Origin of the sequence: Marinobacter fuscus (genome assembly GCF_003007675.1) — a bacterium.
Lineage (GTDB): Bacteria > Pseudomonadota > Gammaproteobacteria > Pseudomonadales > Oleiphilaceae > Marinobacter > Marinobacter fuscus.
In genome coordinates this window covers 280,994-298,561 of sequence record NZ_PXNP01000109.1, presented here as the reverse complement: position 1 = coordinate 298,561, position 17,568 = coordinate 280,994, and the positions used below count along the sequence as shown (strand labels likewise).

The 17,568-nt window shown below is 56.1% G+C and carries 10 protein-coding genes, 2 rRNA genes and 2 pseudogenes; 7 read left to right on the top strand and 7 right to left on the bottom strand.

All coding sequences use genetic code 11. From position 1 onward, the window contains the following. Window positions 1–199: 199 nt before the first annotated feature. Both C7H09_RS18480 and rrf read left to right on the top strand, forming a co-directional pair. Window positions 200–3,091 (top strand): 23S ribosomal RNA (locus tag C7H09_RS18480). Between the two features lie 101 nt (window positions 3,092–3,192). After that, window positions 3,193–3,307 (top strand): 5S ribosomal RNA (gene rrf / locus C7H09_RS18475). A 401-nt stretch (window positions 3,308–3,708) separates the two neighbouring features. Here rrf and C7H09_RS18465 read toward each other — a convergent pair. Further along, on the bottom strand, window positions 3,709–4,584 hold the full coding sequence (locus C7H09_RS18465; protein ID WP_106765517.1) for a MurR/RpiR family transcriptional regulator: 876 nt from the start codon (window positions 4,582–4,584) through the stop codon (window positions 3,709–3,711). Window positions 4,585–4,800: 216 nt separating this feature from the next. On the opposite strand from C7H09_RS18465, the pseudogene C7H09_RS18460 reads away from it, so the two are divergent. From C7H09_RS18460 to C7H09_RS18450, 3 genes and pseudogenes are all read left to right on the top strand, one after another. After that, window positions 4,801–6,018: pseudogene (locus tag C7H09_RS18460) on the top strand (glucose-6-phosphate dehydrogenase); the annotation flags it as partial. A gap of 5 nt (window positions 6,019–6,023) precedes the next feature. Then, a complete protein-coding gene (locus C7H09_RS18455; RefSeq protein WP_106765516.1) occupies window positions 6,024–6,329 on the top strand; it encodes a 6-phosphogluconolactonase in 306 nt (101 codons plus the stop codon). 30 nt (window positions 6,330–6,359) lie between these two features. After that, the gene (locus C7H09_RS18450) at window positions 6,360–7,013 is read left to right on the top strand and encodes a bifunctional 4-hydroxy-2-oxoglutarate aldolase/2-dehydro-3-deoxy-phosphogluconate aldolase (protein WP_106765538.1); all 654 of its coding nucleotides are present in this window, start codon (window positions 6,360–6,362) and stop codon (window positions 7,011–7,013) included. Window positions 7,014–7,060: 47 nt separating this feature from the next. On the opposite strand, the gene pyk is transcribed toward C7H09_RS18450, so the two are convergent. Then, entirely contained in the window at window positions 7,061–8,509 is a 1,449-nt protein-coding gene (gene pyk / locus C7H09_RS18445; protein ID WP_106765514.1) for a pyruvate kinase, read from the bottom strand. Window positions 8,510–8,942: 433 nt separating this feature from the next. Here pyk and C7H09_RS20610 point away from each other — a divergent pair. Next, a pseudogene (locus C7H09_RS20610) lies at window positions 8,943–9,656 on the top strand (dihydroxy-acid dehydratase domain-containing protein); the annotation flags it as partial. Beyond that, window positions 9,630–10,163, top strand: a complete 534-nt coding sequence (locus C7H09_RS20605) for a uracil-DNA glycosylase family protein (RefSeq protein ID WP_476738591.1) — start codon at window positions 9,630–9,632, stop codon at window positions 10,161–10,163. The pseudogene C7H09_RS20610 and the gene C7H09_RS20605, both read left to right, overlap by 27 nt. Here the strand turns inward: C7H09_RS20605 and glpD are convergent. The 5 genes from glpD to C7H09_RS18415 all read right to left on the bottom strand — a co-directional run bounded on the left by glpD (window position 10,130) and on the right by C7H09_RS18415 (window position 17,234). Next, window positions 10,130–11,683, bottom strand: coding sequence for a glycerol-3-phosphate dehydrogenase (glpD, locus tag C7H09_RS18435; RefSeq protein ID WP_420844203.1), 1,554 nt, complete (start codon window positions 11,681–11,683; stop codon window positions 10,130–10,132). The two genes, C7H09_RS20605 and glpD, sit on opposite strands and share 34 nt — an antisense overlap. An 85-nt stretch (window positions 11,684–11,768) precedes the next feature. Beyond that, window positions 11,769–13,019 carry a substrate-binding protein gene (locus tag C7H09_RS18430; protein ID WP_106765510.1) on the bottom strand — a complete coding sequence of 417 codons (1,251 nt, stop codon included), beginning with the start codon at window positions 13,017–13,019 and terminating at the stop codon, window positions 11,769–11,771. A 149-nt stretch (window positions 13,020–13,168) separates the two neighbouring features. Further along, window positions 13,169–14,926, bottom strand: a complete 1,758-nt coding sequence (locus C7H09_RS18425; protein WP_106765508.1) for a diguanylate cyclase domain-containing protein — start codon at window positions 14,924–14,926, stop codon at window positions 13,169–13,171. A 78-nt stretch (window positions 14,927–15,004) separates the two neighbouring features. Then, window positions 15,005–16,804, bottom strand: a complete 1,800-nt coding sequence (locus C7H09_RS18420) for a PHA/PHB synthase family protein (RefSeq protein ID WP_106765505.1) — start codon at window positions 16,802–16,804, stop codon at window positions 15,005–15,007. A gap of 73 nt (window positions 16,805–16,877) precedes the next feature. After that, entirely contained in the window at window positions 16,878–17,234 is a 357-nt protein-coding gene (locus C7H09_RS18415; protein ID WP_106765503.1) for a phasin family protein, read from the bottom strand. Between the last annotated feature and the right edge of the window lie 334 nt (window positions 17,235–17,568).

Here is a 17,568-nt window from a genome sequence, read left to right as displayed (position 1 = left end):
CTTTCTGATCACTGGGTCAGATTTGCTCTTTAACAAATTGGACGAGATAGAACAGAATATTCTTCTCTCATTATCTCCGAGAGAAGATTGTTCAAAGTGATAGCGATTTCAAGCGTTATCCGGTGTTATCGTTGAGGTTGTTGATGAAACAGCCACAAGAGATTGAGTTCCTCGGAACCCAGTTATCTTGGGGTTATATAGTCAAGCAACTAAGCGCATACGGTGGATGCCTTGGCAGTCAGAGGCGATGAAAGACGTGGAAGCCTGCGATAAGGCTCGGGGAGCTGGCAAACAAGCTGTGATCCGGGCATCTCTGAATGGGGAAACCCACCGATCTTCGGATCGGTATCTTGCACTGAATACATAGGTGTAAGAGGCGAACCAGGGGAACTGAAACATCTAAGTACCCTGAGGAAAAGAAATCAACCGAGATTCCCTCAGTAGCGGCGAGCGAACGGGGACCAGCCCTTAAGCTGAACAACTGGTAGGAGAAGGCTCTGGAAAGTGCCGCCATAGTGGGTGATAGCCCCGTATCCGAAACCTGAGTTCAGTGAAATCGAGTAGGTCGATGCACGAGAAACATTGACTGAACATGGGGGGACCATCCTCCAAGGCTAAATACTCCTGACTGACCGATAGTGAACCAGTACCGTGAGGGAAAGGCGAAAAGAACCCCTGTGAGGGGAGTGAAATAGACCCTGAAACCGTATGCGTACAAGCAGTCGGAGCAGACTTGTTCTGTGACGGCGTACCTTTTGTATAATGGGTCAGCGACTTATGTTTAGTGGCGAGGTTAACCGTTTAGGGGAGCCGTAGGGAAACCGAGTCTGAATAGGGCGAATCAGTCGCTAGGCATAGACCCGAAACCGGGCGATCTATCCATGAGCAGGTTGAAGGTTGAGTAACATCAACTGGAGGACCGAACCCACTGTCGTTGAAAAGCCAGGGGATGACTTGTGGATCGGAGTGAAAGGCTAATCAAGCCCGGAGATAGCTGGTTCTCCCCGAAAGCTATTTAGGTAGCGCCTCGGACGAATACCACAGGGGGTAGAGCACTGTTTGGGCTAGGGGGTCATCTCGACTTACCAACCCCATGCAAACTCCGAATACCTGTGAGTACTATCCGGGAGACACACGGCGGGTGCTAACGTCCGTCGTGAAGAGGGAAACAACCCAGACCGCCAGCTAAGGTCCCAAAGTACCAGTTAAGTGGGAAACGATGTGGGAAGGCTCAGACAGCTAGGAGGTTGGCTTAGAAGCAGCCATCCTTTAAAGAAAGCGTAATAGCTCACTAGTCGAGTCGGCCTGCGCGGAAGATGTAACGGGGCTCAAACTGGTCACCGAAGCTGCGGCTGCATACTCTGTATGCGGGGTAGGGGAGCGTTCTGTAAGCCTGCGAAGGTGTGTTGAGAAGCATGCTGGAGGTATCAGAAGTGCGAATGCTGACATGAGTAACGATAATGCGGGTGAAAAACCCGCACGCCGGAAGACCAAGGGTTCCTGCGCAACGTTAATCGGCGCAGGGTGAGTCGGCCCCTAAGGCGAGACCGAAAGGTGTAGTCGATGGGAAACGGGTTAATATTCCCGTACCTTGGATAGCTGCGATGGAGAGACGGAGAAGGCTAGGTGAGCCGGGCGACGGTTGTCCCGGTTTAAGCGAGTAGGGAGAGGACTTAGGCAAATCCGGGTCCTCAATCCTGAGACGTGACGACGAGTGTCCACGGACGCGAAGTCATTGATGCCCTGCTTCCAGGAAAATCTTCTAAGCTTCAGGCTATTCGAGACCGTACCCCAAACCGACACAGGTGGTCAGGTAGAGAATACCAAGGCGCTTGAGAGAACTCGGGTAAAGGAACTAGGCAAAATGGTGCCGTAACTTCGGGAGAAGGCACGCTGGCGTGTATGTGAAACCCCCGCGGGTGGAGCAGAAGCCAGTCGAAGATACCAGGCCCCTGCGACTGTTTATTAAAAACACAGCACTGTGCAAACACGAAAGTGGACGTATACGGTGTGACGCCTGCCCGGTGCCGGAAGGTTAATTGATGGGGTTAGCATTCGTGCGAAGCTCTTGATCGAAGCCCCGGTAAACGGCGGCCGTAACTATAACGGTCCTAAGGTAGCGAAATTCCTTGTCGGGTAAGTTCCGACCTGCACGAATGGCGTAACGATGGGGGCGCTGTCTCTACCCGAGACTCAGTGAAATTGAAATCGCCGTGAAGATGCGGTGTATCCGCGGCTAGACGGAAAGACCCCGTGAACCTTTACTATAGCTTCACAGTGAACTTTGAGCATGCTTGTGTAGGATAGCTGGGAGGCTTTGAAACCGGGACGCCAGTTCCGGTGGAGCCAACCTTGAAATACCAGCCTGGCATGTTTGAGGTTCTAACTCTGGCCCCTTATCGGGGTTGAGGACACTGTGTGGTGGGTAGTTTGACTGGGGCGGTCTCCTCCCAAAGCGTAACGGAGGAGCACAAAGGTGGGCTAAGCACGGTCGGACATCGTGCGGTTAGTGTAATGGCACAAGCCCGCTTGACTGCGAGACAGACACGTCGAGCAGGTACGAAAGTAGGTCATAGTGATCCGGTGGTTCTGTATGGAAGGGCCATCGCTCAACGGATAAAAGGTACTCCGGGGATAACAGGCTGATACCGCCCAAGAGTTCACATCGACGGCGGTGTTTGGCACCTCGATGTCGGCTCATCACATCCTGGGGCTGAAGCCGGTCCCAAGGGTATGGCTGTTCGCCATTTAAAGTGGTACGCGAGCTGGGTTTAGAACGTCGTGAGACAGTTCGGTCCCTATCTGCCGTGGACGTTGGAGATTTGAGGAAAGCTGCTCCTAGTACGAGAGGACCGGAGTGGACGAACCTCTGGTGTTCGGGTTGTTTCGCCAGAAGCATTGCCCGGTAGCTATGTTCGGACAGGATAACCGCTGAAAGCATCTAAGCGGGAAGCCCCTTCCAAGATGAGATCTCCCCGAGGCCTCGAGCCTCCTGAAGAGCCGTTCAAGACCAGGACGTTGATAGGCCGGGTGTGTAAGCGCTGCGAGGCGTTGAGCTAACCGGTACTAATTGCTCGTGCGGCTTGACTATATAACACCCAAGATAATTGCGGATAACCTGCGAAATCGTTCATCACAGCGGAGTGAAAACTCCCATCTTCTATCCCGTCCAACCAGTGATCAACCGATTTGCCTGACGACCATAGCGGTCTGGAACCACCTGATCCCATCCCGAACTCAGAAGTGAAACAGTCCTGCGCCGATGGTAGTGTGGCGTTGCCCATGTGAGAGTAGGTCATCGTCAGGCTCCAAATACAAACCCCAGCTTCTTGTGAAGCTGGGGTTTTTTCGTTTGCCCGGCGAAGCCAGCAACCCCGGCCACATGAAAGAAGATGGTGTCTAAGGCGGCGCCTGCGCTGTCTCCAGCTCAAGCAGTGGAAAACGCCAGGACGCCTGCACCGGCGATTGAAGCAGTTGTGCTACAAGCCACCGTTTAAATCGATCCGGATGAAGAGCTGGCATAATGCGCGGAGCCCACTGTCCAGCTACGCGATACCCAACCGCTGGTTGCATGATGATTTGGGGTTGGTCGACTTGACCCGCCAACGGATGGGGTTCTGTGTCCCAGTATTGTAGGATAAGCGTTTACATGAGCCGTATACGTGGCCCGTATGTACGGTTCTGTGAGAGGGATGAGGCGGTAATGCCTCACCCTGCTCGATATGTCTTGGGAAAGCGCGTTGCCTTAAGGCTTTCCTTGATTTTCTTGAGATGGCCCAGGAAGTCGGAGCCCCGCTTCAGCGTGACGCCAGTGGCAAGTATGTCAATGACCGTCAGGTGAATGATGCGTGACGACATTGGCATGTATACCTCAGTGTCTTCCGGAGCGGTAACACCCAGAACCGCCGTACAGCACTCGGCAAGAGGCGAGTCCGGATTGGTAATACCGATCACTGTGGCACCGTTGTCGCGGCCTACGCTGGCGATTTCCACGCTTTCCCGGGTTCGGCCGGTATAGGAAATCACCACAATCACATCTCCCACTTGAGAGCCAGCGGCGACCATGCGTTGCATCAACGCATCGTCATAAGAGGCCACCGGGATATTGAAGCGGAAAAACTTGTGCTGGGCGTCAAGGGCAACAGACGCAGAACCGCCCATGCCAAAAAAGTTGATCTGCTTGGCCTGGATCAGGTAGTCAATGGCCGTGGAAATGGCTTTGGGATCGAGCGACTGGCGAGCCTTGTCGAGACTGGCTATGGTGCTCAGCATAATCTTATCGGTGAAATCTTCTACCGTATCGTCGGGCTCTATGTCCTGCCCGACATAGGGTGTGCCCGTTGCAATGCTCTGCGCCAGGCGAATCTTGAAGTCGGGGAAGCCTGTGGCTGAAAAGCCGCGACAGAAGCGATTGACGGTAGGTTCACTGACGTTTGCGGCACGGGCCAGTGCGGCAATGCTGTAACGGGTCGCGGCGCCGGGATCCCTCAGAATGGCGTCGGCAACTTTCCGTTCAGATTTGTTGAGGTCTTCCAATCGCGCCTGAATATCCTCAAGTAGATTCTCGTCCCGGTATGCGGCCATGGATGGTTACTCCCTGCATCTGGTTCCGTCGAAAAAAGAGAAAGCCCTGAATTATACCGTGTTTTGTCGGTGGCTGCGGTAGTTAAAATAAAATATGGGAAGAAAATTCTCTTATGATCGCCTATTTATGTCTTTTTTTGGTTAAGATTACTACTTTAAAACAACAGGGCTGCCGAGTGGTTGACGTTCTCCGGAGTCGAGCAGAGAGTAGGTTGGATGGTTGAGAGTAGCAATACCCGATGTGATCTTATGATCTTCGGCGCGATGGGGGACCTGGCGCATCGTAAGCTGTTTCCGGCTCTGTACCACCTCGATCGGGCCGGGCTTCTGCACCGTGACAGCCGAATTCTTGCGGTTGCCAGGCGGCAACTGAACTCAAAGCAGGTGCGTGAAGCCCTTCTGGACAAGCTGCAGCAGTATGTTCAGCCTGAGGAGTTCGACGATCAGGCGGCCAAGGCTCTGTTGTAGCGGGTAGACTATCAGGTTCTGGACTTTTTTGATGCCCCGCGGTTCCAGGCATTGAAAGCCTGGCGACATGAATCGGCCAATGAACTGATTCTTTACATGGCAACGCCACCGGGCCTTTACGGTGAAATTGCCCGTAACCTGAAAGCGGTCGGCTGTTGCAGTCGGGCAACCCGGGTGGTGGTTGAGAAGCCGATTGGTCACGACTTGGCGTCTTCGCAGGTGATCAATAACGAGTTGGCGGAAGTCTTCAGTGAGGACCAGCTATTTCGAATTGATCACTACCTCGGTAAGGAGACGATCCAGAACCACCTGCTTCAGTTGCTGTGCCTGATCGCCATGGATCCGCCCGCAGATCTGTCGCCGGACAGTATTCGCGATGAGAAGGTAGAGGTATTGAAAGCGCTCAAGCGCATCACTCCAGACATGATGGAGCATTATGTGGTGCGTGGGCAGTACTCGGCTGGCACCAGCAATGGCGAGGTTATCCCCGGCTATCTGGAGGAGGAGGGGGCAAACAAGGGCAGTGAGACCGAAACTTTCGTGGCACTGAAAGCGGAAATCGACAACTGGCGCGGGGCGGGTGTGCCTTTCTATATCCGCACCGGAAAGCGGCTGCCTGAAAAACTGCCCCAGATTATTATCCATTTCAAGCGAGCACCCCATTACATCTTTGATCCGGATCAGAAGCACATAGCCAATAACAAGCTGATCATCCGCCTGCAGCCGGATGAGGGGATGGCGCTAAAGATACTGACCAAGGGTCGCGGGCTGGATAAAGGTATGCGGTTACGTCAAGGCCCACTGGAGTTGAGCTTTTCTGAGGCCTTTGAAATCGGGCGGATTCCCGATGCCTATGAGCGTCTGCTATGGGAAGTTATGAAAGGTCATCAATATCTGTTTGTGCGCCGGGATGAGGTGGAGTCTGCCTGGCGCTGGGTTGATCAGATTATTGGCAACTGGCAGGAGCTGGTATGAAGATGCCTGAAATTGATTTACCGGAAGGTGTGCTAGGCTGCTTTCACTCTCGGGCTGAGCAGGTGGCAGAGGATCTGGCCGCGCGGGTTGCCACTCTGTTGCGGGGTCGTCTGGCCCAGTCGCATCCGCGAGTTAGCTTATCCCGGGCGTTTCTTGCCGGTGCCCGCTTTACCGCCTTGCACCTGAGAGGGGATGACAAGCTCGAGACGCTTCGCGCAGCCTGCCAGGCGCCAGAGAATGAAATGGCCATGCCTGTTCGCGCTTTTCTGAAATCCGGTCTGCGTGTGTTCTGGAGTCCCTGAATGCTTAAGCCTGCCCTGTCGGAGATTGTTATGAATCAGTTGTCGGATTTTCACCGTAGCCGGATTCAAAGCCTTTTGAGTGCCTCGCCCCTGTTGCCGGTTATTACCATTAATCACCCGGAAGATGCGGTGCCACTGTGCCGGGCACTGGTGGCTGGTGGCATACGGGTGTTGGAAATCACGCTTCGGACTCGCCACGGTTTGCCGGCCATTCACCAGGTTCGCAAGGCGCTGCCAGAGGCCTGGGTGGGGGCGGGGACGGTGACCAGTATTGAGCAGTATCGACAGGCGGAAGGCGCGGGAGCCCATTTTGTGGTCAGCCCCGGGGTGACCGATACGTTGCTGAAATTCGGTGTAACGGCGCCTATCCCTCTGTTGCCGGGGGTAGCTACGGCATCCGATATTATGGGTGGTTACAATCAGGGTTATCGCGAGTTCAAGTTCTTTCCGGCGGAAATTGCCGGAGGCAGGGCGGCGCTTCAGGCGTTGAGTGGGCCCTTCCCGGATATCGAGTTTTGTCCCACGGGTGGTATTACCCGGCAGACCGCCGCGGCTTACCTGTCGCTGCCGAATGTCCGAACGGTTGGGGGTTCCTGGCTGACGCCGGAAAAACTGGTGGCAACGAAAGATTGGGCAGCGATTGAGCGGTTGGCCAGAGACAGTCTTATCGATGCCTGCAAATAATTGAGAGCCCGCGCCCTGGTTGCGCGGGGCTCGGGAGGGCGCAGGTTTTATCGGATGTCGCTGCCGACGCGAACGATCTTCATCGAGTTGGTGCCGCCCTGAGCATTGGCGTAATCGCCTTTGGTGATCAACACCAGATCACCGTTCTGAACAACCCCCTGTTGCAGGAGCTGCTCTACGGCGGCGGCATTGGTGTGCTCATTGGCAATGGTAGAGGAATCGAACGGTATGGTCTGCACGCCGCGGAATAACACCACCCGGTGCTGGGTGGAGTGATGGCCGGAAAACGCAAAGATTGGCAGGCTCGACTTGATCCGTGACATCAGGCGCGGTGTGGAGCCCGTCTCGGTCATGCAGATGATGGCGCTGACACCTTTCAGGTGGTTGGCAGCGTACATGGCCGACAGGGCGATGGCCTCGTCGATTCGCTCCATGCTTTCGTGGATGCGGTGCTTGGACTGGTGCATAGACGGATGCCGCTCGGCGCCCAGGCAAATGCGTACCATGGCTTCGACGGCTTCTTTCGGATAATCGCCGACGGCTGTTTCTGCTGAGAGCATCACAGCATCGGTGTAATCCATCACCGCGTTGGCCACGTCTGATACTTCTGCGCGGGTGGGCATGGGATTGGTGATCATGGATTCCATCATCTGGGTTGCCGTGATCACCGCCCGGTTCAGAACCCTGGCCCGGGAAATGATGTGTTTCTGTACCGCCACCAGTTCGGCGTCGCCAATTTCAACCGCCAGGTCACCCCGGGCCACCATGACCGCATCGGAGGCCTTTATGACGGCGTCCAGCGCTTCGTCGTCGTGAGCAAGCTCCGCCCGTTCGATTTTTGCGACCAGCCCGGCGTCGGAACCAGCCTTTCTCAGCAGCTGGCGGGCCACATGCATATCTTCGGCGGTGCGCACGAAGGACACCGCGACATAATCTGCGCCCAGCTTGGCTGCTGTGACAATATCCTGCTTGTCTTTTTCGGTGAGCGCATCTGCAGACAGGCCGCCGCCACGCTTGTTAAGCCCTTTGTTGTTCGAGAGTGGCCCGCCAATTAGTACCCGGGAAGTGATGCTGTGCGCATCGACGGAGATCACTTCCATTTCGATGCGGCCATCATCCAGCACCAGAATATCGCCACGGGCGACATCACTGATGAGTTGTTCATAGTCAATGCCGACTCGTTCGGAGGTGCCAGCATTTTTGTCCATGGTGGCGTCCAGAACAAAGGTCTGGCCAGCCTGCAGAGACACCTTGTGATCCTTGAACCGGGCGATTCGCAGTTTGGGGCCCTGAAGATCCGCCAATAGGGCGACAAAGCGGCCGGTGGCTCGGGCAGCTTCGCGTACCCGTCGGGCCCGTTCGATATGTTCGCTGGCGCTGCCGTGAGAGAAGTTGAGGCGAGTAACGTCAACGCCAGCCATGATGATGTTGGTGAGAGCTTCCGGAGTGTTGGTGGCCGGGCCGAGAGTAGCGACAATTTTGGTGCGCCTGAGCATAGCAGTCATCCTTTGGTTGAGGTTCGCGGGCACTGGCGGGCACGGGGTTTGTCTCGTCAGAGCGTTGATGGCGGCAGTATCGTCGGGGCTTGTTACCGTTATGTGGCAGTCATGGCTCTGGCGTGGAGGGCGAGTAGGGTGGCCGCATGCTATCTTGGGCGTTGCGGCCTGGACAACTCGTGTTTTCCTGCTCGAACATGTTGTAAATTTACCAAAATTCTATCGATTTAATCCAGTTATTTTTCAAATATCCGTAATAATTCGTTCATTCTGACCTGTGAGGTGACAAGTGATGCATCCTGAAATTAACCGGGTCACCCAGCGTATCATTGCTCGTAGCCAAGGGAGGCGACGGGATGACCTTGCAAGAATGCGGCAACTTGGCGCGCAGTCGCCACATCGGGCCTCACTTTCCTGCGGCAACCTGGCCCATGGTTTTGCAGCCTGCAACCCGGCTGATAAAGACACCCTGAAATTCATGAACGAGGCCACCGAGCAGGTTATCCGGCTTTCAAAACCCAATGGTGGCGAACTCGGCCTGGCGGACATGGTTAGCGAAAAGTCGATCGTCAATGCGTTGGTGACGCTGCTGTCTACCGGCGGATCGACCAATCACACCATACACTGGATTGCGGTGGCGCGGGCCGCTGGCATCGTCATTGACTGGCAGGATTTTGCCGACTTGTCGGCGGTGGTGCCTTCACTTACCCGGATTTACCCGAATGGCCAGGAGGATGTGAACGTTTTCCACAACGCTGGAGGTACGCCGTTTCTGATACGCGAGTTGTTGAGCGCCGGTTATTTGCATAATGACGTTGAAACCGTGGTTGGCCATGGGCTGGAGCGTTATGCCCGGATGCCTGAGCTGCAGGGGGAGCGTTTGGTGTGGCAGCCTGCCCGAACAGTCAGTGCGGCACCGGATGTATTGGCGGAGGTCGCGCAACCGTTTGCGTCAGATGGCGGTTTAAAGGTGTTGTCTGGCAATCTTGGCCGTGGGGTTATCAAGGTATCAGCGGTCGCCCCGGAGCATCACCGCGTGGACGCGCCCGCGGTTGTATTCAATGATCAGGATGAGCTGAAAGCGGCCTTCGAGGCCGGTGATCTTAACCAGGACTGTGTGGTGGTGGTGCGCTTTCAGGGGCCCCGGCCGGTGGTGCAGCTTAGCGAGTCGTCCCGGGTTCTGGTGGTAGGCCAGGCGCCCGGGCGGCGGGTGCATGAAAGCGGTTTGCCCTTCAACGACCCCAGTGGCGACCGTTTACGTCACTGGATGGGGATATCCAGGGAGGTCTTTTACGACGACAGGTGTCTGGCGATTCTGCCTATGGGCTTCTGTTTTCCCGGCAACGGCAAGTCCGGAGATCTGCCGCCCAGGCCGGAGTGCACCACCGCCTGGCGGCAGGCGCTGCTGGATCGGCTGCACAATGTCGAGATAACCCTGGTGATTGGCCAGTACGCCCAGGCCTGGCATTTGCCGGGTAAGAAAAAACCGGTGACCGAGCAGGTGCGAAACTGGCAGCAGTACTGGTCGATGGGTGTGCTCCCCATGCCTCACCCCAGCCCGCGCAATCTGCGCTGGTTGCGCAATAATGCCTGGTTTGAGACTGAAGTGGTGCCGAAACTTCAGGCCAGGGTGGCAGAGCTGGTGGCATTCTGAGTGCGCTCCGCCATATAGTTGCTGAGCGCCGCTTCGCCATCGCGGGAAATATAAAGCCCCTGTTTACTGCGCCGCCAAAGCACATCCTCCGGTGTCATGGCCCACTCGTGGCACATTAGATAATCCACTTCCCGCTGGGACAGGGTTTCGGTAAACCATTCGCCCAGATCCTCCGGGCTCTGGCAGCCCGCAAGAATATGGCGGCTGTCGGTGCCATAGCTGCGCACGAATCGACACAGCAGCGTATCGCTAAGCCAGGGGTAGTCGGTTGCCAGCTCGGTCTGCAGTTGTTTCTGACTGGTGAAATCGCCGCCCGGTAACACGGCGTGTTCCGTCCAGGATTTGCCCGCACCGGGAAAGTAGTCGCACAATCTGTCGGTCACGGCTTCGGAGAGCTTGCGGTAGGTGGTGATCTTGCCACCGAACACGGATATGACCGGAGCACGACCTTCGGCTTCATCAACCTCGAAGGCGTAATCCCGTGATGCTGACTGGGCGCTTCCGCCTTCATTGTCCATAAGGGGTCTGACCCCGGAATAACTCCAGACCACGTCGTCTGCCGAGAGTTGGTGTTTGAAGTACTGATTGACGATGCCGAGCAGGTAATCGGTTTCTTCCGGAGAAATCCTGGCGGCGGAAGGGTCTCCTGTGTAGTCAACATCGGTGGTGCCGATCAACGAGAAATGCTCCTCGTAGGGAATGACGAAGACAATGCGTTCATCCTGATTTTGCAGAATGTAGGCTTCGTCATGCCGGTTCAATCGTGGCACCACGATATGGCTGCCTTTGACCATTCGTATCTGTTTTGGCGCGGGCATCGACAAACTGTTTTCGAACAGACTGCTGACCCAAGGGCCGGTGGCGTTAACGATCACTTTCGCCCGCAGGGCGTGAGGCTGTTTGCTGCGTTCGTCCACCAATGTTGCCTGCCAGGTGTCCGCCTGGCGCACTGCTTTGCTGCACCGGGTGCGGGGCAACACCACCGCGCCTTTGGCCGCAGCCTGTCTGGCTGACAGCACCACCAGCCTGGCGTCATCGACCCAGCCATCGGAGTATTCGAAGCCCCGAACAATTTCAGGCTTCAGGGGGGAGTCCGGGCCGAAGGTAATGGCTCTGGAGCCCGGCAACAATTCTCGCTTTGCCAGATGGTCGTACAGGAAGAGGCCGGTGCGGATCATCCAGGCAGGTCGCAGATGAGGCTGGTGTGGCAGCCGGAAGCGCATGGGCCACATGATGTGGGGCGCTGTGCGCAGCAGGGCTTCGCGCTCTCCCAGAGCTTCGCGTACCAGCCGGAACTCGTAATGCTCGAGATATCGCAAGCCACCGTGAATCAGCTTGCTGCTGTTGGAGGATGTGGCCGAGGCAAGATCATTCATCTCGCACAAGACCACCTTCAGCCCCCGGCCAGCGGCGTCCATGGCAATGCCGGTGCCATTGATTCCTCCGCCAATGACCAGCAGGTCGCAACTCTCCGGCAGGGTCAAGGTGGTGTTGCTTTGAAGTCCTTTGCAGATCGTCACGGGCCTGGCGCTCCTGATAACCGTCCATGTGTTCTGGGTATGGCTCAATTATCAGGAAAAGCCCGGTTGGGGTAAAGTGGCGGGTTTACAGACGGGCGGGTTTGCCCGCGGCTTCACGGCGCTGGTTCCACTCTTCCCGGGTTTGTGCCGCCTCGTCGCCAGCCAGAGAATCCAGGATTTCGAAAAAGTCGGATCCCAGCGGGTCTGCCAGTACCTGATCACGGGGTTTACTGCGAACGACATAAACTGTCTGCACGTTCTGGTGATCAAATTCACGCCAGTACTGTTCATCTTTCAGGAAGTTGTAGCGATGTCCTTCCAGAGCACGGATAACGTCTGCCGTGCGGGTGCTGCCAGCCCTTTCTACGGCGTCTTTGTATTGATAAACGATGCTGTAGGCGGATGCTGCCGAGGATGACGGGCGCATGTCGTACTGGCTGGAAAAGGCTTCAACAAAGGCCTGGCCGCGCTCGTAGCCATGTTCGTAGGGCAGGTTCCATACCCAGGGCGCGCCGCCGATGATGCCTTCCATAATGGCTGGCCCCACCTGTTTTGCCATGCCCAGTGTCAGGTTGGGCACGACAATCTGCATTGTTTTGGTCAGCCCCATATCGTGTGCTACGCGCAGGGCACGAACCATGTCGTCGCCAAACAGTACCAGCATCAGGACGTCTGCCTGGCTGTTCGCTGCCTGCTCAAGGGCACCTCTGAAGTCACTGATTAAAGCTCTGGGGAAGGGGGTTTTGACACCCGGGTGTTGTTCCGTATTCTCGGTTCCGGAGAATTTCCGCATCGACTCTTCAACCGAGTGGCCCCAGGTGTAGTCTGCGGTGATGTAGAAATAGTTTTGGTTATCGTGGTTATTGACCAGATACTGGCTGAGGGCTCTGGCAGCCATCCAGGCATTGTAGGGTTCCCGGAACATGTGTCGATGGCCTTCGCTGCCCGTGGTTTCATTCGCATAGGTCAGGGTACCGAAATAGATGCGGTCACGCTCTGCCGCTGCTTTGCCCGAGGCAATCGCAACGGAGCTGGAAACGCCGCCAAACACCATGGCAGCGTTTTCACGGTCGATCAGTTCTGAAGTATTTTTTGCACCGAGTTCGGGTTCACCACGGGTGTCACGGATAATCAGCTCAAGCGGTTTTCCGAGTACGCCGCCTGCCCGGTTGATTTCCTCCGTCGCGAGGAATGCTCCCAGCCTTTGTTGCAGGCCCTGATCTTTGTAGCGGCCGGTTTGTGGATAGTTCAGGCCAATCTTTAGTGTGTCAGCAGCCAGTAAAGAGCTGCCGGTAAGCAGCATCATCGCTGCCAGCAGGTAGTGTCTGATCGTCATCAGGTTTAGCCTCCGGGAAGTTGGAAACCGGTTTTATCGTGTGGTTTTTGTAGGTACCGGAAATTACGCAAGTTTCCCGAGGCAGATCGACAAGCGCAATAGGACAATGGTGCGGAATAGCGTGCTATTCCATTTGGAATTGATATATGTCAGTTCGTGATTTTGCCATCAATCACCGGGGCAGCCGCTATCTGCCGTGCGCCGGGATTGAACAGGTAGTAGCGGTTTCGCCCGTCTTGCTTGGCCTGATACATGGCAACATCGGCACCGTGAATAAGCTCCTGAACCGTCTGGCCATCGTCCGGGTAAAGGCTGATGCCGATGCTGGAGCCGAGGGTAATTCTGTGATCCTGAATCAGGTAGGGCGCCTGGTTGATGGCGACCAGCCGCTCCGCAACCTTCAGGACGTCCGACAGGCGTTCCATTTCCGGTAGCAACACAATAAATTCGTCACCACCCAAACGGGCGAGTGTATCGTCTTCCCGCAAACATTCTTTTACCCGATCCGCGAACTGCAGCAGCAGTTCATCGCCCGCAGAATGACCCAGCGAGTCGTTAACCTGCTTGAATCGGTCGAGGTCCATAAACATCACGGCCAGTCGCATCTCTGTGCGGTGAGCGTGGCGGATCGCATGCTCTAGCCGGTCTTCAAGCAACCGCCGGTTGGGCACCTTGGTCAGGGGGGCGTAATAGGCCAGTTGCCGGATCTGTTCTTCGTTTTTCCGGTTTTGGGTTATGTCGGTAAACAGCCCTGCGTAATGGGTGGTTTTGCCCTCATTATCGGTGATAGCGGTCACCGTCAGCAGTTCCAGATAGAGCTCTCCGGTTTTGCGTCTGTTCCAGATTTCTCCGCGCCAGTAGCCGTGGTGTTCAAGAGCCTGCCACATGCGGGTGTAGAACTCGGCGTCGTGTCGGCCGGATGACAGAATATCGGGCTTGTGACCGATGACTTCTTCGGCGGTGTAGCCGGTCAGCTGTGTGAAGGCGGGGTTCACAAATTCAATACGGGCCTTCCCGTCGGTCACCATGATGCCTTCGAGGGATGATTCGATCACCCGCTCTGCCAGTTGAAGGCTTCGGCGAGACCTGGCCAGTGCCTTGTCGCGCTGTTCCAGCGCATCCCGCAAATCGTTCAGATACATCTGCTCGGCGCCCGCGAGCATGTCATGAAAGCCAATCAGGCCGGTGACTTCTGCAGCATCATTTACTACCGCCAGATGCCTTATGCGCTTTTCTATCAGTAAATCCCGGGCGTGGATAAGCGGGTCATTTTCATTAACCGTTAGTAGCGGGCGGGTCGCCAGATCCGTCACCCGGGTATTTTCGGTGCTGCGAGCCACCAGGCGAACGATGTCTCTTTCTGTCAGTATGCCAAGGCCTTTGGCTGGGCACTGGACAACCACGGCATCGGCATGGTGCCGGTGCATTTGCCGGGCAACATCGCCCAGCGAGCGATCACCGGCAACGGAGAGCGGTGGCCTGGCAATGGCGGCACGGACTTCGCGCAAACGAAGGTAGGGCTCCAAACCCTGATTTCGGGCCAGATCAGTCTGGGACAGAATGCCGGTGGGCTGCCCGTTGCTGTCGGTAATCAGAAAGTGGCGTTTGCCGGTTTCACGGAGCCGGATGGCGGCTTCGCCTGCATCCAGTGTATCGGGCATGGACAATACCGGCGAGCTCATGACCGCGCTCACTGGTTGCCGGAACTGCCGGGGATCGGAAAAGTCGACGGCCAGTGCGTCGTGCTCTGTCCAGATGCCGATAATGTTTTGGTTTTCTGAAACCAGAATGCAGCTGACCTGATATTCAGCCATTCTGGCGGCCGCTTCGGCGACGGTAGTCTCGGGTATGCACTGAAGCAGCGGGCCAGTGTGCATGATTCGGGAAATCGGAAGCGGCTGGCCCATGGTGCTCCTGTCTCGGGAAGAAAAAAATAAAAGGTCGCGAACAGCATGATCGTTCGCGACCATTTTGATTGCAAGCGTTTAGCGGCCAGCCTCTCCGGCTTTCACCTTAACGTAACTTCCCGGTGCATCTTCGATGACCTCGAGTTTGCCGTCACCGGGTTGGCGGGCCGGGATCTGCTCGCCTTCATAACCGGCCAGCCATTGGCGCCAGTAAGGCCACCAGGAGCCCGGATGATGTTCGGCACTGTCGAGCCAGTCATCGGGATTGCTGGCCAGCTGGTCGTTTGTCCAAAAGCCGTACTTCTCTTTATAGGGCGGGTTGATGACTCCGGCAATATGGCCGGACCCGGACAACACAAAGCGTACGTCACCGCCGTATACCCTGGCGCCCTTGTAGGTAGCTTTCCATTTGGCAATGTGATCCTGCCGGGCCGAGAGGAAAAACGAGGGTGTTTTGATATTGCCCAGATCCATACTTTCACCGGCCAGGGTGAGTGCGTTGGGCTGCACCAGGCGGTTGTGCAGGTACATCTCCCGCAGGTAATAGCTGTGCATGCGCGCTGGCAGGTTGGTGCCGTCTGTGTTCCAGTACAGCAGATCGAATGCTTTGGGCTTCAGACCTTTCAGGTAGTTGTTGGTCCAGTAGGACCAGAACAGATCGTTTTCCCGTAACAGGTTAAACGTCAGCGCCATGGCGCGGCCGTCCAGATAGCCTTTTCGGTTCATGCTGCGCTCAAGCGCCCGCAGCGAGTGTTCGTTCACGAACACGCCAACCTGGCCGGGATCCGAGAAGTCGAGCAATGTGGTGAAGTAGGTGGTACTGACAATCGGGTTGCGTTTTTTCGCGGCAAGCCAGGCCATGGTGGTGCCCAGCAGAGTGCCGCCGATGCAATAACCGATGGCGTTGATTTTTTTCTCGCCAGTGGCCTCGGTAATGGCGTCGATTGCCGCCAGTGGCCCCAGAGTGATGTAGTCGTCCCAGCTGGTGTCCTTCTGGTCTGCGCCCGGGTTGCGCCAGGAAATGATAAACACGGTCTGACCCTGATCCACCAGCCAGCGGATAAAGGAGTTGCGCTCGGTCAGGTCCAGAATGTAGTACTTGTTGATCCATGGCGGCACGATCAGCACCGGGCGTTTGGCGACGGTTTCCGTGGTGGGTGAATACTGGATCAGCTGCATCAGTTCGTTCTGATACACCACCTTGCCGGGAGTGGTCGCCAGATTGCCTCCGATTTCAAAGGCAGAGCGGTCTGTCATCCCTACGTTGAACAGGTTGGGGTTCTGCCGAATATCCTCCGCAAGGTTGCGGGCGCCGTCCACAAAGTTCATACCCTTGCGTTCCCAGGTGATACGTAATACCTCGGGGTTGGTGAGCGGGTAGTTGGAGGGGGACAGGGCGCTGGTCAACTGCCGGGCGTAGAACAGCATCTGGTCGCGGGCCGGGCCGGGCAGGCTTTCCATTCCCTCAACCCAGTCCAGAAAGGCTTTGGAGTTGATCAGGTAGGCCTGCTGGAGTACGTCGAACGGTACATGCTTGCGCCAGTCATCTGCCATGAAGCGGCGATCGTCCGGCTCAGGGTTGGCGACCGGTTCTGGTTGTTTACCGGTCAGCCGGTTAAGGGTGTAACGAGCCAGGCCCATGTGTTTTTTTGCCAGATCCAGTTCGGCACTGGCAAAGCGCAGGGGGTGAAGAATCAAGTCTTCGGCCATGGTGCGATAGGCGTCGGACATTTCGCTGATGGTGGAGAGCTTTGTTTCATCCACCATGCCACTTTCGCCCAGCCAGCTTTCAAGCTGCTGTTGCCCCTGCTTGACGTTGTCGCCAAAGGTTTTCACCAGATTGCTGGCGGTTTTACTTACTCGATCCAGACCAAACATACTGTGCTCCTGCCGCTGGATAAAAAAACGGCCGGGACGGTGCTTCCGTTCCGGCCGATTTCTGCCATGTTGATCAGGCAGTGGCTTTGCTACTGCCGGCTTTGGCGGCCGGAGCCTTGGGCTGGGCCGGTTCAGCGACGTCTTGCTGGAAGATGCCCTGAACCTGGTCGCGGGCCTCGGCGAAGTACTCCTGCCACGCTTTCCAGTCGCTGGTGAATTGATCGTTCAGGGACTTCAGGGTATCGACCTGCTCTGAGGTCAACTGTTTAAAGCCATCGATGTCGCGGACTTCCGAGATTTTCTTGGCCTGATCCATCGCCAGATCAGCGTAACGGCGGAATGCGTCCATCTGCATTTCAGCGGCTTTGCTGAACTGGCCAAGCAGGGTTTCGTTCAGACGGCTGGCTTTGTCGATCAGTTCTTGATTCATTTGTAAGGCTCCTTTCCTTTGCATTCGTGTCATTTAAGTATGGAGGTTTTGGTGGAGGTGATCTTGACGGACGTCAAGCTTTACCCTCCCTTCTCGTTTTAATGTATATAGTATGACAAAAGATTGCGGGATACATCTATGGCCAGCCGAAAGTATGAGCTTGAAACCTTTAAGGCCGACCTGGCTGCGAACCGGGCCGTGCTCGAAACCACCACATTGGTAGCAAGGCACGTCGTTCCTGTTCGCGATGCGCGACCCACTCAGACGATCTTTCACGGCGCCAGATTTGAGGCACAGTTATCTTTAAGCCCTCCCTGATTTCGGTATCGTACGG